Raw genomic sequence first — 14,803 nt, forward strand, 5'->3', positions numbered from 1 at the left:
GATGAAAATGATGCCAGGTTGGCTTCGTCCCCTAGGCAAAATTACCAGTGAGGTGATCATGCTCCTAGGCAAAACGGTTCTCGTCACCGGCGCCGCCAGCGGAATCGGCCTCGCCATCGCGAAGGCCTTTGCCCGGGAAGGGGCCAGGGTCTTGGTCCACGATGTGCGGGATGCGGGTCCCCTGGCGGAAGAACTCGGCGGGGCCCACTTCCAGGCGGACCTTTCCGACCCCCAGGCGGTGATGGCCCTGGGGCGGTGGGCCGCGGAACGGGGCGCGGATATCCTGGTCAACAACGCCGGCTTCCAGCACATCGCCCCCGTGGAGGAGTTTCCCCTGGAGACCTGGCAGCGGATGCTCCAGGTGATGCTCACCGCCCCCTTCCAGCTCATCCAGGCCCTGCTTCCCGGGATGCGGCAAAGGGGCTGGGGCCGGATCCTCAACATCGCGAGCATTCACGGCCTGGTGGCAAGCCCCTTCAAGAGCGCCTACATCAGCGCTAAGCACGGGCTCATCGGGCTAACGCGCACCGTGGCCCTCGAGGCCGGCCCCCACGGCATCACCGTGAACGCCATCGCCCCCGCCTACGTGCGCACCCCCCTGGTGGAAAACCAGATCGCCGAACAGGCCCGGACCCTGGGCATCCCCCGGGAGGAGGTGGTGGAGAAGGTCTTCCTGGCCCAGGCGGCCATCAAGCGCCTCATAGAGCCCGAGGAGGTGGCGGAACTCGCCCTCTTCCTGGCCTCGGATAAGGCCTCGGCCATCACCGGGGCCGTCTTCCCCATAGACCTGGGCTGGACGGCCCGCTGAGGCTTCCCGCGGTGGGGCCGCGCCTCCCCTCCTTGACCTCCTCGAGGCCCCCAGGGTAGCCTCGGGGCGGAGGGTACCATGAAGACCCGCTTTTACAGCAAGGGCGAGGATCACTACGCTTTAGACCCAGACCTGAAGGCAATCTTAAACACTTTCTCTCCCGGCCTCCCCCACGAGACCCTCTCCGCCTTCGGCAAACTGGTGGGGGAGGAGGTCTTGGAGGTGGCCCACCACGTGGACCAAGATGCCCCTCCCCGCCTCCTGATGCACGACCTGGACGGAAACCGCCTGGACCGGGCCCTCCTCTCCCCGGCCCAGGCAGGCCTCCTGGAAAAGCTCCGCCCCATGATCCGCCCCGCCTACGAGGGGCAGGGCTGGCCCCTCCACTACGCCCAGGGCTACCTTCTGGCGGACGGGGGGCTGTACTGCATCCTCACCATCACCCACCAGGTGGCCTACGCCCTGCACAAGTACGCCCCCGAGTGGGAAGGGGTGAAGCGGGAACTGCTCTACGGAAACGCCTTTGGGGCCACCTGGATGACGGAGATCCAAGGGGGAAGCGACCTAGGGGCAAACCGCACCGTGGCGAGAAGGGAGGGGGAGGCCTGGCGGCTTTACGCGGGGGACAAGTATTTCGCCTCCGGCGCCGGTCTGGCCGACTACGCCATCGTCACCGCCCGGCCCGAGGGAGCCCCGCCCGGGCCCAAGGGGCTCGCCCTCTTCCTCCTGCCCCGGGAGGTGGATGGCAGGCTCAACTTCCGGGTGCGCCGCTTCAAGGACAAGCTGGCCACCCGGGCCGTGCCCTCGGGGGAGGTGGAGCTGGAGGGGAGCCTGGCCCACCTGATCGGGAAGCCGGAGGAGGGCATCTACTACACCCTGGAGAACCTCACGGTAAGCCGGCTGGCCAACGCCGTGGCCGCCATGGGCATCGCCAAGAAAGCCCACCTGGAAGCCCTATTCCGCGTGCGCCGCCGGAGCGCCTTCGGCAAGCGGCTCCTGGAGCACGACCTGGTCCAGCACGACCTTCTGGAGATGCGTCTGAGGCAGGTGGGGGGCACCGCCTTAGCCTTCCTGGCCGTGGCCTGGTTCGACCGGGTCTGGCGCGAGCGTCCCCCCTACTCTCCGGACTACCACCTGGCCCGCCTCCTCTCCCACCTGGCCAAGGGGCGGACCGCCGAGCACGGGACCGCCGTCACCCAGCTGGCCATGGAGCTCTTTGGCGGGCTCGGGTTCCTGGAGGAGTACGGCGTGGCCCGCTGGCACCGGGAGGCCCTCATCACCCCCATCTGGGAGGGCCCGGCCAACATCCAAGCCCTGGACATGCTGGAGGCCATCGCCAAGAAAAAGGCCCACGAGCCCCTCTTGGCCATGCTCCAGGAAAGCCCCTTGGCCTTGAAGGAGGCGGAGCGCACCCTCAGGAACCTGGAAGCGGAGGGGCCTTGGTACGCCAAGGAGGCCCTCCGGCGCCTGGCCGATGCGGTGAGCGTCTACGCCATGGAAAAGCTAGGAGAGGAACCCTTCCCCGAGCTGGCCCGGCTTTACGCCCGGCGGTTCCTCCAGGGGGAGGCCCTTCCCGCCTCCGGAGGGCAGGCCCCCCTTTACGATCCCTGGTGGAGCCTCTCGTAAAGGGGCCTAAGGTCCTCCGGGTGGAAGCGGGCGGTGTAGCCCTTGGGGGGGAGGGGTTCCTCGTAGAAGAAGCCGGGAAGGCGGTCGTCCTCGTGGGTGAAGCCCGCCAGGTGGTTGAAGCGGTGCTCCAGGCGCAAGACCCCCTCCCCGAGCTCCCGCCAGAACCCCGGGGCCAAAGCGGTCCCCAAGGCGGCGTTGACGCTTTCCGTAACGAAGGCCACCTCCTTGTTGCTGACGCTTCCCCCGAAGACGCAGAGGCCCAAGGCGTCGTTGGCGGCGGCGTTCACCTGGGCGGTGTAGCTGGCCTCCAGGATCTCCTCCACCCGCATGGCCCGGGTCTCCAGGCGCGGGGCGTTCCCGGCGGTGTGGTCCGCCCCCTGGGCGGTGGTCATCATGGTGATGCCCGTGGCCTCCACCACCCGGGGGTCGTAGGCGGAGATGGCCTGGCGCTTGATGACGGGAACCCGCCTAAGCCCCAGGGCCTCCCCCACCCGGGCCGTGCCCTGGGCCAGGAAGCGGGCCTCTTCGGAAGGGGCGTAGAGGGCCTTTAGCTTCTTCTCCAGGAAGGCGTAGTCCCCCCAGGGGGCCAGGCCCTTTTCCATGAGGAGGGCCAGGGTGGCCCCGGTCTCGATGGTGTCCACCCCCAGGTCGTTCGCCAGGCGGTTCAGCCGGGCGAGCCCGTCGGGGTCGTTCAGGCCGCAGTTGGTGCCGAGAAGGCCGATGGTCTCGTACTCCAGGGGGGAGACCACCTCCTCGCCCCTTTCGTCCACGATGACGTTGGAGCACTGGATCACGCACCCCGGCATGCAGGCGTGGGTGTGCTTGCCCCCCCGGGCCCTGTTCAGGGGAGCGATGTGCTGCCCCCCCATGCGAAAGGCCTCCGGGGGGGCCAGGCGCCCCTCGCGGAAGTTGCGCACGGGAAGGCCCCCAAAGGCGTTCTGAAAATCGGCCATGCCCATGGTGCCGATGGCGTTGTAAAACTGCATGACCAAGGGATCTTTCCTGAGCAAGGCCGCGTAGCGGCGGATGGCCTCGGCCACCTTGGGCTTGTCCCACACCTCCGCCTTGCCCGGCACCTCCACCACGATGGCCTTCACCCGCTTCCGCCCCATCACCGCCCCCACGCCCCCCCGGGCGGCGAGGCGGGAGGGCCTGCCGTCTATGTCGGAGAAGGCGATCCCGGAAAGGAGGCCCTGGTACTCCCCCACGGGGCCCAGGAGGGCGAAGGCGATCCTCGGCCCATAGGCGGCGAAAAGCCGATTCGCCGCCTCAAAGTTCCCCAGGCCCAGGAGGTCCCGGGCGGGGTCAAAGTGGACCTCCCCGGACCGGGTGAGGCGGAGGACCACCCACTCGGGGCTTTCCCCCTCCAGCACCAGGTGGGCCAGCTTCATCTGGCCCAGGGCGTAGCCGAAGGTACCCCCGCCGTTCGCCTCCTTGATGCCGAGGGTGAGGGGGCTCCGCGTCCCCACGCTGGTGCGGTTGGCGTTGGAAAACCCCGTGCCCGCCAAGGGCCCCACGGCGAAGACCAGGGGGTTCTCCGGGGAAAAGGGGGCGAACCGGTAGGCCTCCCGCTCCAAGAGCACCTGCCCCGTGCGGTAGCGCCCGCCCAGGGCCACCGCCTCCGGGGGAACCTCCTGCCAGTAGGCCTGCTTCGCCTTCAGGTCAAGCCGTAAAGAACGCCACACCCTCCACCTCCATCTCCACCCTTAGTGTTCCCCAAACGGGGAAGCCGTGGACTCAGGATAAGGGCAAGGTTTCCCCCTCCTGGGCCTCCCGGGACACTTTCCGCACGGCAAGGGCCCGGAGGCGGTTCACCGCCCCCCCGAGCTCCAAGGGGCGGATCTCGGCCAGCTCGGGGGCCTCCTCCAGGGCGAAGAGGTCCTCCGCCAGGAGGACCTGCTCCACCAGGGCCCTTAAGGGCCTCCTCCCGTCGGCCAGGCTTTGCATCCTCCGGAAAAGGGCCCCAATGGCCCGCACTTGGGCGTTCTCGAAGAGGTCCAAGGCGGAAAGGTCCACCACCTCTTCCCCGTAGAGGAGCTCCCTCAGGCCCCGGCCCCTTACCTTCTCCCTCCGCCCCCGCCTGGGGTCAAAGCTCTGGGGCAAGGGGGCGCGGGGGGCCACCTTCAAGGGGTAGCGGGGCTCGCCGAAGGCGCGGCCCGTGGGGTGGGCCTGGGCGATGGCCCTGGCCTCGGCCGTGACCTCCCGGGGGCGGTACTCCTCCATGAGGACCACGGTGTCCGCCAGGTCCAGGTAGTCCCCCACGCCCCCCACCACCAGGACGAGGCTCACCCCCAAGGCCTTAAGGTCTGCCACCCGGTCCAGGAGGGGGGTAAGGGTCTCCCGCCGCACCAGGGCCTGCATGCGGGCATCCCGCACCAGGAGGTTGGTGGCGGAGGTGTCCTCGTCCAGGAGGAGGACCCTGGCCCCAAGCTCCAGGGCCTCGAGGAGGGCCGCGGCCAGGCTCGTGGCCCCTGAGGCGTCCTCCGTGGTGAAGAAGGCCGTGTCCTGGCCCAGGGGAAGGTGGTGGACGAAGGGCCTCAGGTCCACGCCCTTCACGCTCCGCCCGTCCTCCGACTGGACCCTTTGGGCGAGGAGGTCGGTCACCACCCACTCCCGGCCATCCCCGGGCACGTGGGGGTGGACCCCGTGGACCAGGGCCTCCAGCAGGGTGGTCTTCCCGTGAAACCCACCCCCGGTGATCAGGGTGAGGCCCTGGGGAAGCCCCATCCCCCACACCTCCCCGGCGTGGGGGGTGCGGAAGGCCACCCTGAGGGAGGGGGGGCTCTGGAAGGGCACCGCCCCCTTCAGGAGCCTCTGGCTCACCCCGCTTTCCCGGGGAAGGATGGCCCCCTCCCCCACGAAGGCCACCAGGCCCCGTTCGGCGAGGCGCTCCTGGATGAAGGCGAAGTCCTCCACCTGGTGCACGTGGCGGAGGAGCGCCCCCTCGTCCAGCTCCCGCAGGAAGCCCTTGAGGTGCTCCCCCAAGGCGCGGAAGAGCCGCTCCGCCTCCCGCCCCAGGATGCGCCTTCCCGCGGCGGGAAGCCCCAGCCGAAAGCGCAGGAAAAGCCCCTCCTCCCCCAGGTGGGCCCCGGCCCGCCGCAGCACCTTGGGGCTTTCCACGGCCACGTGCACCTCCCCCGAGCGGCCGCTCCCCGAGGGGCGGGGGAGGGCCCTAAGCCGGGCCTTGAGGCTCCGCAAGAGGAAGTCCTCCACCGCCACCCGCCCCTCGGGCCGGGTGTAGACGCGAAGCCTCCCCACGGCCTCCTGGGGGTAGCGCACCTCCAAGACGCTGGGAGCGGCAAAGGGGTCCCCCTGCACGTGGACGAAGCGAAGGGCAAAGCCTTCCGCCTGCCAGACCCCCTTGGCGTCCTTGTAGAAGGGGTAGAGACGGCCCTCGAGGGAGGCCAGGAGGCGAAGCAGGTCCTCGTAGCGCCGCACCCCTCTAGCCTACCTCCACCTCCACCCGCCTCAGGGCCCGGGAGAGCCGCTCCACCCCCTCCAGGAACTCCTCCTCCCGGATGGTGAGGGGCGGGGCCACCAGGAGGATGTTGTGCTTGGCCAAGAGGTAAACCCCCTCCTGGAAGAGGGCCTTCATGAGGGCCTGCATGGGGGGGCTGAAGGGCGCATGCCAGGGGGAAAGGGGTTCCTTGGTCTCCCGGTCCCGCACCAGCTCCAGGCCGAAGAAGGCCCCTACCCCCCGCACCTCCCCCACCAAGGGGTGGGCCCTTTGCAGCTCCTCCAGGGCGGAGCGGAAAAACCCCTCCAGCCGTTCCGCCCGGGCGAAAAGCCCCTCCTCCTGGTAGGCCTCGAGGGCGGCAAGCCCCGCGGCCACCGCCAGGGGGTGGCCCGCATAGGTGTGCCCCGTGGGGAGGGGCACCTCGTCAAAGGCCTGGGCGAGCCCTTCCCGGATGAGCACCCCGCCCAAGGGCACGTAGGCGGAGGTCACCCCCTTGGCGAAGGTGATGAGGTCCGGCACCACCCCAAAGCGCCGGGCGGCGAAGGCCGCCCCCACCCGGCCGAAACCGGTCATCACCTCGTCGAAGACCAAGAGGATGCCGTGGCGGTGGCAGAGCTCCCGAACCCCCTCCAGGTACCCCTCGGGGTAGACGATGACCCCGTTGGAACCCACCACGGGCTCCAGGAAGATGGCCGCCACCCGCTTGGGGTCCTCGTGGAGGAGGACCCTTTCCAGGTGGTCCAAGGCCCGCGCCACCTCTTCCCGGGGATCTTCCGTGTAGAAGGGGCTCCGGTAAGGGTAGGGGGCGAAGAAGTGCACCACCCCGGGGATGGCCGGTTCCGCCGGGAAACGGCGGTTTTCCCCCGTGAGGGCCGCCGACCCGTGGGTGGCCCCGTGGAAGGAGCGGTAGGCGGCGAGGACCTTGAAGCGGCCGGTGAGGTGGCGCACGAACTTCAAGGCGTCCTCGTTGGCCTCGGTGCCCGAAGGGGTGAAGAACACCCGCCCCCCCTCGGGCCAGGGGGCAAGCTCAGAGAGGGCCTGGGCCAAGAGGGCCCGCTTGTCGTTAAAGAGGCTGGGGGCGGCGTAGGCCAGGGTGGCGGCCTGCTCGGCGATGGCCCGCGCCACCTTGGGGTGGGCGTGGCCCAGGTTCACCGCCACCAGGCCTGCGGAAAAGTCCAGGTAGCGCCGCCCTTTGTCGTCGTAGAGCCAGACCCCTTCCCCCCGCACCACCAAGGGCGGGTCCAGGGGCCTTTGCGGAAGCCAGGGGGTCAGGACATGCCGCTTGTGGAGGGCCTTAAGGTCCATTTGGCGGGATTATACTCCCGCCAGCCCCCGGCCACCCATAAGCCCCGGGGCGGGGGAGGTTTCTGCCCCCTTCGCGGGGGCGGCCTGGGCTACCCCCGCTGCGACCAAGCCACCCCCAGGGCGATGAGGAGAAGGCCCGGGAGGTCCCATAGGCCCGGGGCCTCCCCCAGAAAGAGCCCGGCGAAGAGGAGGGCCAAGGCGGGGGTCAGGTTCATGAGGGGGGCCACCTGGCTGGCGGGATGCCGCTGCAGCACCAGGCCCCAGAGGGTGAAGGCCAAAAAAGCCCCGCCCACCGCGGTGTACAGGAGGGCGAGCCAGGCCCTGGGGCCCGCCTCGGGGAAGGGCTGGACCAGGGCCACCGGCAGGAGGAAAAGGGCTCCCAAGAGCATACTCCCCGCCGTGACCTCGAGGGCCGACCGCCCCCGCACGGCCAGGGTCACCCCCACGCTGTAGACCCCCCAGAGGAGGGCCGCCAGCACCAGGAGAACATCCCCCAAAAGCCGCCCTTTATCGCCCGAGGCCCCGGCGTGGCCCAGGGCCAGGACCACCACCCCAAGCCCCGAGACCAAGAGGCCGGCCAGGAGGTTCCGGGAAAGGGGCCTGCGGAAGTAAAGGCTATAGGCGAAGGCCGTGGCCAAAGGGTAGACCGCCGCCACCGCCGCCGCGTCCGAGGCGGGGGCCAGGCGCACCCCGGTGAAGAAGACCAGGTTGAAGAGGAAGACCCCCGAGAGGGCCAGGAAAAGGGTGGGCCCCAGGGGAACCATCCGGGGAAGGCGGCGCAGGAAGAGGAGAAAAAAGGGGAGGGCGAGGGCAAAGCGCAAAAAGGAACCCCATTCCGGGGGAATCTCCCGCATGGCCGCCCTGGAGGCCACCACGTTCAAGGCCCAAAGGAGGGGCGGGAAGTACACCAAAGGGTCGGTCCAGGTGGGCCGGGCCTCCTCCCTCATGGGGCCAGTCTATCCCCTGGACTTACGCGGCACCCCCTTTTGTCGACAGCAGGGGGCTCAAGCCCCACGCCAACCGACAGACCTAGGCTGGACGGCCCGCTAACGGACGGCCCTAAGGGGGAGGCCCTCCTCTCTGGCCCAGGCCTCCCAGGCCGGGGCGGGCCTTTGGCCGAAGAAGGCGCAAAGCGCCCCGTAGGCAGGGTTTTCCGGGGAGGCGGGGCTGAAGGCCGCCCCCAGGAGCCCGGGAAGCCCCGCCTTCTGGCAGAAGCGGGCCCAGAGGTGGGGCTCGAGGGCCGCGAGGGCCACCTCCCCCTCCCTCGCCCGGTAGACCCCGTAGCAGAGGACCGAGCCGTCCAGGAAGGGGAGGGGCGGGTAGGCGATGGACTTCACCGCCTCGGCGAGGGCCACCTCGTAGAACCCGCCTCCTAGGAGAAGCCCTTTGAGGGCGGCGAGGGCCATGGCGTAGGCCCCCGCCAGGTCAGCGAACTGGAAGGCCTGCCAGGGGAACCTCCTGAGGAGCCCCGCCTCCGCCAGGTAGGTGAGGTCGTGGCCGGGGTCGGGGGCGTCTTGGTAGCCCCGGAGGCGGACGTAGACCAGGCGGGGGTTTTCGGCCAGAAGCGCCTCCGGCCCCAAGCCCAGCCTTTCCATTACCCCGGGGCGGTTGGACTCCAGGAGGACGGCGGCCTCCCCCACCAGGCCCAAAAGGCGCGCCCTTCCCTCCTCCGCCTTCAGGTCCAGGGCCACCACCTCCTTCCTCCCGTTCAGGAAGCGGTAGGCCTCGGGGGCCAGGGCCTTGAGGGGGTCCCCCCCTGGGGGCTCCACCTTGAGCACGGGAAAGCCCATCTCCAAAAGGAGCTTCCCCGCCAAGGGTCCGGGCAGAAGCCGCGTGAGGTCCAGCACCTTACCGGGGGGCCATGCGGAGGGCACCATCCAGCCGGACCACCTCCCCATTGAGCATGGGGTTTTCCAGGATGTGGAGGACGAGGGCGGCGTACTCCTCGGGGCGGCCCAGGCGCTTGGGAAAGGGCACCTGCTCCGCCAAGGAAGCCTTGGCCTTCTCGGGAAGACCCTGGAGGAGGGGCGTGTCAAAGAGGCCCGGGGCGATGGCCACCACCCGGATCCCCCACTGGGCGAGCTCCCGGGCCGCGGGGAGGGTGAGGGCCGCCACGCCCCCCTTGCTCGCCGCGTAGGCCGCCTGGCCCATCTGGCCCTCAAAGGCGGCCACGCTGGCCGTGTTCACGATCACCCCCCTTTGCCCCTCGAGGTCGGGCGGGTTTTCCCGCATGGCCCAGGCGGCGAGGCGCAAAACGTTGAAGGTGCCGAGGAGGTTCACCTCCAAGACCCGGCGGAAACTTCCGAGATCGTGGGGGCCCTCTTTGCCGAGGATCTTCTCCGCGAGGCCGATGCCCGCGGCGCTCACCACGGCGAAGAGGGGGGCCTCCTCCTGGGCCCTCGCCACCGCCCGCCTTACGTCCTCCTCCCGGACCACGTCCCCTTCCACGTAAAGGAGGTCTTCCCCACCCCGCTTAAGGTCCAGGACCACCACCCGGTAGCCCCTTTCCCTCAAGGCCAAGGCCGCCGCCCGCCCGAGCCCCGAGGCCCCACCCGTCACCAAGGCGCTCCGCTCCACGCCCCCTCCTATAGCCTCTGGATCACCGTGGCCGTGGCCTGGCCGTGGCCGATGCACATCGCCTGGAGGCCGATCTCGCCCCCGGTGCGCTCTAGCTCATAAAGGAGCTTGGTCATGAGGACGGCCCCCGTGGCCCCCAAGGGGTGGCCGTGGGCGATGGCCCCCCCGTTGGGGTTCACCTTTTCGGGATCCGCCCCAAGCTCCCGCAAGAAGGCCAGGACCACGCTGGCGAAGGCCTCGTTGACCTCCATGACGTCCACGTCCCGCAAGGAGAGCCCCGCCCGTTCCAGGGCCTTTTTCGCGGCGGGGATGACCTCCAAAAGCTGCATCGTGGGGTCCCCCGCCACCACCACCCGGGCGAGGATGCGGGCCCGGGGCCTCAGGCCCAAGGCCAGGGCCTTTTCCCGGTCCCCGAGAAGGAGGGCTGCCGCCCCGTCGGAGATCTGGCTAGAGTTCCCCGCCGTCACCACCCCCCCTTCCCGGAAGACGGGCCTTAGGGCCAGCATCTTCTCGTAGTCCACGTCAAAGCGGACCCCCTCGTCCCAGGTGAGGAGGAAGGGCCTCCCCTCGGCGTCCAGCCCCTCCACGGGGAGAACCTGGCCAAGGAAGCGGCCCTCCTCCGTGGCCCGGGCCGCCCGCTTGTGGGAGAGGTAGCCCCACTCGTCCAGCTCCTCCCGGCAGAGGCCGTACTTCTCCGCGATGCGTTCGGCGCTTTCCCCCTGGTGGACGAGCTCGTACTTTTGGAAAAGCCCCGGGTTTAAGGTGTGGAAGCCCCCGCCGATATCCGAGAACATGGGCACCCGGGTCATGCTCTCCACCCCGCCGGCGATGGCGAAGTCCAGGTCGCCTGCGGCGATGGCCTGGGCGGCGAAGTGGACCGCCTGCTGACTGGAGCCACACATGCGGTTCAGGCTCACCGCGGGCACCTCCTTGGGAAGCCTAGAGAGGAGCACCGCAAGCCGCCCCACGTTGGCCCCCTGCTCCCCCACCTGGGTCACGCACCCGGTGATTACGTCCCCGATGAGGCTTGGGTCTAGGCCCGTCCGCTCCAAAAGGGCGTCCAGGACCTTGGCGTAGAGGGCATCGGGCCTATAGGCCCTAAGGGCCCCGTTCCGCTTGCCAATGGGCGTGCGCACCGCCTCCAGGATCACCGGCTCTCCCATCTTCCCCTCCCGGGCAGGCTCCAGGCGCGAAACCCCTTAGGGAAAGTCTACCCCGAAAGGCACTCACCTAAGCTTCTTGCCGTACATGGCCCGGTCCGCGGCCTCGAGGGCCTGGGCCAGCTCCTGCCCCTCCGCCGGGGCAAAGCCCACGGTTACGTGAGGGAAGCGGGCGTGCACCCGGGCCTCCAAGGAGGCCCCGTCCCAGAGCCCCAGGTGGAGGCCCACGAACTCGTCCCCGCCGATGCGGTAAAGGGGATCCCCCTGCCGGGCCTCCTCCCGCAGGACCCTGGCAAAGGCCACCAGGTGGGCATCCCCCGCGGCGTGCCCCTCCTGGTCGTTGATCCGCTTGAGGTCGTCCAGGTCCCAGAGGGAGAGCACCATGGAAAGCCCCTCCCGGGCCGCGAGGGCCTGGAAGCGGGGAAACTCCCGTTCCAGGGCGCGGCGGTTGGCCAAGCGGGTGAGGGGGTCGGTGAGGGCCTCGCCCTCCACCAGCCGTTGCAAGGTCTCGAGGCGGTTCACCAGAACCCCCACGCTGAGGCCGCCCACGCTGGCCAGGAGGGTGCCTCCCGTAAAGAGAAAGCGCATCTCCGCCTGGGGCCAGGGGGCCAGGAGGGCATAGGCCAAGCCGAGGAAAAGCCCCGGCCAGCCCCCGAAGGCGGCCAAGGAATAGGCCCCCACCGTATAAAAGGCCACGACCCCCAGGCGCCACGCCCCTTCCGGAAGCCCGTGGGCCACGGCCTCCGGCGGGCCCACCAGGGTCAGGAGGGCGGTAAAGACCGCCACGCCCAGGTGCAGGGCCACCGCCAGGCGCTCCCGCCCCGTGCGCCGACCCCAGGCGTAGGCCAACAACAGCCCCGTCCAGTAGAGGACGGTGCTCCAAACCATCACCGCTCCCCCGTACAGGAAGACCACGGGAAGCCAGACCGCGGGGACCAGGGCTAAACGCCAGTACAGGTGGCACAGGGTCGGCCAGACGCCGGCGCTTTGGACCATGCCTCAGTTTAAGCGCTCACCCCTTGGCTTCCTATGGCCTCCGGTATGGCCCGTGGGGGCCTTAAAGCCGGTCCGCCGGGGCGAGCTCCAGGCGCAAGCAGGCCCCCCCGAGGGGACCCCGCCCCTGGACCAGCCTTCCCCCGTGGGCCTCCGCCACCCTGCGGGCGGTGTGGAGGCCCAAGCCCGTGCTCCCCCGCCTTCCCGCCCCTTGGCGGAAGGGCTGGGCCAAGGCCTCCAAGGGCAAGGGAAGGCCGGGCCCATCGTCCTCCACCTCGAGGGCCCCCGCCTCCACCCGCACCCGCACCCGGCTTTTGGCGTGGCGCAGGGCGTTTTCCAGGAGGTTGGCCAGGGCCCTTTCCACGAGGAGCCTTTCCCCCCGGGCCAGGCCCGCCCCCTCCACCTCGAGGGCCACCCCCCGCCTTCTCGCCTCCTCCCGAAAGCGGAGCAGGAGGTCCTCGGCCAGGGCCCGGAGGTTCAGGGTCTCCCCCTGGGGGGCGCGGGCCTCGAGGCGGGAGAGGGCCAAGAGGTTCTCCACCAGGCGGTGGGCGCGGGAGAGCTCCTCCTTGAGCTCGCCCAGGAGTTCCACCCGCCGGGTTTTGCCGAGTTCGTCCGCCTTCTCCAGGTACTCCAGGGCGCGGATGGCGGAGAGCAGGGGGGTCTTGAGGTCATGGGCCAAGGCCCCGTAGAAGGCTTCCCGGGCCTCCAGGAGGCCCCGAAGGCGGGCGAGAAGCTCGGCGAAGCGGCGGCGCAGGAGGGCGATCTCCTCGGGCGGGGGCTCCTTGGGGGTGGGAAGGGCGAGCTCGCTCACCGGCCCCTCCTTCAAGGAGAGGTAGGCCAGGGCCCGGGTGAACTCCTCCAAGGGCCTGAGGAGGCCTTGCGCCAGGAAGTACCCCACCAGGGCCGAGACGCCCGCCAGGCCGAGGAGCCAGAGGAGAAGGGGAAGCCAGGGACCCTCCCCCATCAGGCCCAGGGTGAGGGCCAGGACCAGGTTGGGCAGAAAGGCCAGAAGGGCGATGACCAGGGCAAGCCTAGCCCTAAGGCTCATCCCGACCCGCCGAGAGCACCGCCAGGAAGGCCTCCTGGGGCACTTCCACCTTGCCGATGGCCTTGAGCCTCTTTTTACCCTCTTTCTGCTTTTCCAAGAGCTTCTTCTTGCGGGTCACGTCCCCGCCGTAGCACTTGGCGAGGACGTCCTTCCTGAGGGCCTTCACCGTGGCCCGGGCGATGATCTTGCCCCCGATGGCCGCCTGGATGGGCACCTCAAAGAGCTGGCGGGGGATGACCTCGGCCAGCTTGTCCACGATGGCCCGGGCCACGGCGTAGGCCTTCTCCCGGTGGGCGATGAAGGTGAGGGCGTCCACCGCCTCCCCGTGGACCAGGACGTTCACCTTCACCAGGTCTCCCGGCTGGTAGCCGATCTGCTCGTAGTCCATGGAGGCGTAGCCGCGGGAGAGGCTTTTCAGGCGGTCGTGGAAGTCATAGAGGATCTCGGCGAAGGGGGCCTCGTAGACCAGCTCCACCCGCTTCTGGGCCCCGGGGAGGTAGGTCATGTTCACCAGGCGGCCCCGCTTTTCTTGCACCAGCTGCATGATGTCCCCCACGTGCTCCTCGGGGGTGAAGAGGGTGAGCTTCACGTAGGGTTCCAGCACCTCCTCCACCTTGGTGGGGTCGGGGAGGTCGGCGGGGTTGTGCACCTCCACCTCTTCCCCGCCTTTCAGGCGGACCCGGTAGACCACGCTGGGGGCGGTGGCGATGAGGGAGAGGCCGAACTCCCGCTCCAGCCTTTCCTGGACGATCTCCGCGTGGAGGAGCCCGAGGAAGCCGCAGCGGAAGCCGAAGCCCAAGGCGGTGGAGGTCTCCGGCTCAAAGGTGAGGGCGGCGTCGTTGAGCTTGAGCTTTTCCAGGGCGTCCCTGAGCTTCCCGTAGTCCCCGGAGTCCACGGGGTAAAGCCCGGCGAAGACCACGGGCTTGGCGGGACGGAACCCGGGGTAGGGGGAGGGGGTGGGGCGGTCCGCCAGGGTGATGGTGTCCCCCACCTGCACGTCGTGGATGTCCCGGATGGCGGCCACGAGCCACCCCACCTCCCCGGCGGAGAGGGCCTCGGTGGGCACGAGGCCCTGGGGGGTGAAGACCCCCACCTTGTCCACGGTGAACTCCTTGCCCGTGGAGTAGACCCGGATCCGGTCCCCAGGGCGCACCCTGCCCTCGAAGAGGCGGAGGTAGGGGATGACCCCTTGGTAGGCATCGTAGAGGGAGTCAAAGATGAGGGCCTTAAGGGGGGCCTCGGGGTCCCCCTTGGGGGGCGGGATGCGCCGGACGATGGCCTCCAGGATCTCCTCCACCCCCTCCCCGGTCTTCCCGGAGGCGAAGATGGCCTCGTCCGCGGGGAGGCCCAGGACCTCCTCCACCTCGAGGGCCACCTCCAGGGGGCGGGCGTTGGGCAGGTCAATCTTGTTGATGACGGGGATGATGGTGTGCTCGTGCTCCAGGGCCAGGTAGAAGTTGGCGATGGTCTGGGCCTCCACCCCTTGGCTTGCGTCCACCACCAGGAGGACCCCCTCCACGGCTGCCAGGGCCCGGGACACCTCGTAGGCGAAGTCCACGTGCCCGGGGGTGTCTATGAGGTTGAGGACGTAGGTCTCGCCGTCCTTGGCCCGGTAGCTCACCCTGACGGCGCTCGCCTTGATGGTGATGCCCCGCTCGCGCTCCAGCTCCAAGGAGTCCAGGAACTGCTCCCGCATCTCCCGGTCGCTCACCGCATGGGTCACCTGCAGGATGCGGTCGGCCAGGGTGGACTTGCCGTGGTCCACGTGGGCGATGATGGAGAAGTTGCGGATGCGACTATCCATCCTTCCCATCCTCGGGGGTAGGGAG

General features: G+C 69.6%; 12 protein-coding genes. 2 read left to right on the forward strand and 10 right to left on the reverse strand.

All coding sequences use genetic code 11. The annotated features are described in order from the left end of the window. Positions 1-58 precede the first annotated feature (58 nt). Positions 59-808, forward strand: a complete 750-nt coding sequence (locus ACYQ0J_RS06185; RefSeq protein ID WP_460171499.1) for a 3-hydroxybutyrate dehydrogenase — start codon at positions 59-61, stop codon at positions 806-808. Positions 809-886: 78 nt separating this feature from the next. Then, positions 887-2,434 (forward strand): acyl-CoA dehydrogenase family protein, encoded by a 1,548-nt coding sequence (locus tag ACYQ0J_RS06190; RefSeq protein ID WP_460171299.1) that lies wholly within the window; start codon positions 887-889, stop codon positions 2,432-2,434. Here ACYQ0J_RS06190 and ACYQ0J_RS06195 read toward each other — a convergent pair. The 10 genes from ACYQ0J_RS06195 to lepA form a co-directional block, all read right to left on the reverse strand. Then, entirely contained in the window at positions 2,407-4,119 is a 1,713-nt protein-coding gene (locus ACYQ0J_RS06195; protein ID WP_460171300.1) for an aldehyde ferredoxin oxidoreductase C-terminal domain-containing protein, read from the reverse strand. The two genes, ACYQ0J_RS06190 and ACYQ0J_RS06195, sit on opposite strands and share 28 nt — an antisense overlap. A 52-nt stretch (positions 4,120-4,171) precedes the next feature. Next, positions 4,172-5,872 carry a P-loop domain-containing protein gene (locus ACYQ0J_RS06200; RefSeq protein WP_460171301.1) on the reverse strand — a complete coding sequence of 567 codons (1,701 nt, stop codon included), beginning with the start codon at positions 5,870-5,872 and terminating at the stop codon, positions 4,172-4,174. A gap of 4 nt (positions 5,873-5,876) precedes the next feature. Then, entirely contained in the window at positions 5,877-7,196 is a 1,320-nt protein-coding gene (locus ACYQ0J_RS06205; RefSeq protein ID WP_460171302.1) for an aminotransferase class III-fold pyridoxal phosphate-dependent enzyme, read from the reverse strand. Between the two features lie 89 nt (positions 7,197-7,285). Beyond that, positions 7,286-8,143, reverse strand: coding sequence for a DMT family transporter (locus ACYQ0J_RS06210; protein ID WP_460171303.1), 858 nt, complete (start codon positions 8,141-8,143; stop codon positions 7,286-7,288). A gap of 99 nt (positions 8,144-8,242) precedes the next feature. Continuing rightward, on the reverse strand, positions 8,243-9,073 hold the full coding sequence (locus ACYQ0J_RS06215) for a CoA transferase (protein ID WP_460171304.1): 831 nt from the start codon (positions 9,071-9,073) through the stop codon (positions 8,243-8,245). Further along, a complete protein-coding gene (locus tag ACYQ0J_RS06220; RefSeq protein WP_460171305.1) occupies positions 9,045-9,773 on the reverse strand; it encodes a 3-hydroxyacyl-CoA dehydrogenase in 729 nt (242 codons plus the stop codon). Before ACYQ0J_RS06220 ends, ACYQ0J_RS06215 begins: the two co-directional genes overlap by 29 nt. Before the next feature lie 8 nt (positions 9,774-9,781). Then, complete coding sequence (locus ACYQ0J_RS06225) at positions 9,782-10,936, reverse strand: thiolase family protein (RefSeq protein ID WP_460171306.1); 1,155 nt, start codon at positions 10,934-10,936, stop codon at positions 9,782-9,784. Between the two features lie 63 nt (positions 10,937-10,999). Continuing rightward, entirely contained in the window at positions 11,000-11,929 is a 930-nt protein-coding gene (locus tag ACYQ0J_RS06230) for a GGDEF domain-containing protein (protein ID WP_460171307.1), read from the reverse strand. Positions 11,930-11,990: 61 nt separating this feature from the next. Then, a complete protein-coding gene (locus ACYQ0J_RS06235; RefSeq protein ID WP_460171308.1) occupies positions 11,991-12,974 on the reverse strand; it encodes a sensor histidine kinase in 984 nt (327 codons plus the stop codon). Further along, entirely contained in the window at positions 12,964-14,787 is a 1,824-nt protein-coding gene (gene lepA / locus ACYQ0J_RS06240) for a translation elongation factor 4 (protein WP_460171309.1), read from the reverse strand. Before lepA ends, ACYQ0J_RS06235 begins: the two co-directional genes overlap by 11 nt. Between the last annotated feature and the right edge of the window lie 16 nt (positions 14,788-14,803).

The sequence above is a fragment of the Thermus sp. FJN-A genome (assembly GCF_054655095.1).

Excerpts from the sequence above, each read along its gene's own strand:
- ACYQ0J_RS06190 (WP_460171299.1), top strand. The coding sequence starts at position 887 with ATGAAGACCCGCTTTTACAGCAAGGGCGAGGATCACTACGCTTTAGAC.
- ACYQ0J_RS06185 (WP_460171499.1), top strand. The coding sequence starts at position 59 with ATGCTCCTAGGCAAAACGGTTCTCGTCACCGGCGCCGCCAGCGGAATC.
- ACYQ0J_RS06205 (WP_460171302.1), bottom strand. The coding sequence starts at position 7,196 with ATGGACCTTAAGGCCCTCCACAAGCGGCATGTCCTGACCCCCTGGCTT.
- lepA (WP_460171309.1), bottom strand. The coding sequence starts at position 14,787 with ATGGGAAGGATGGATAGTCGCATCCGCAACTTCTCCATCATCGCCCAC.
- ACYQ0J_RS06210 (WP_460171303.1), bottom strand. The coding sequence starts at position 8,143 with ATGAGGGAGGAGGCCCGGCCCACCTGGACCGACCCTTTGGTGTACTTC.
- ACYQ0J_RS06235 (WP_460171308.1), bottom strand. The coding sequence starts at position 12,974 with ATGAGCCTTAGGGCTAGGCTTGCCCTGGTCATCGCCCTTCTGGCCTTT.
- ACYQ0J_RS06225 (WP_460171306.1), bottom strand. The coding sequence starts at position 10,936 with ATGGGAGAGCCGGTGATCCTGGAGGCGGTGCGCACGCCCATTGGCAAG.
- ACYQ0J_RS06230 (WP_460171307.1), bottom strand. The coding sequence starts at position 11,929 with ATGGTCCAAAGCGCCGGCGTCTGGCCGACCCTGTGCCACCTGTACTGG.
- ACYQ0J_RS06215 (WP_460171304.1), bottom strand. The coding sequence starts at position 9,073 with ATGGTGCCCTCCGCATGGCCCCCCGGTAAGGTGCTGGACCTCACGCGG.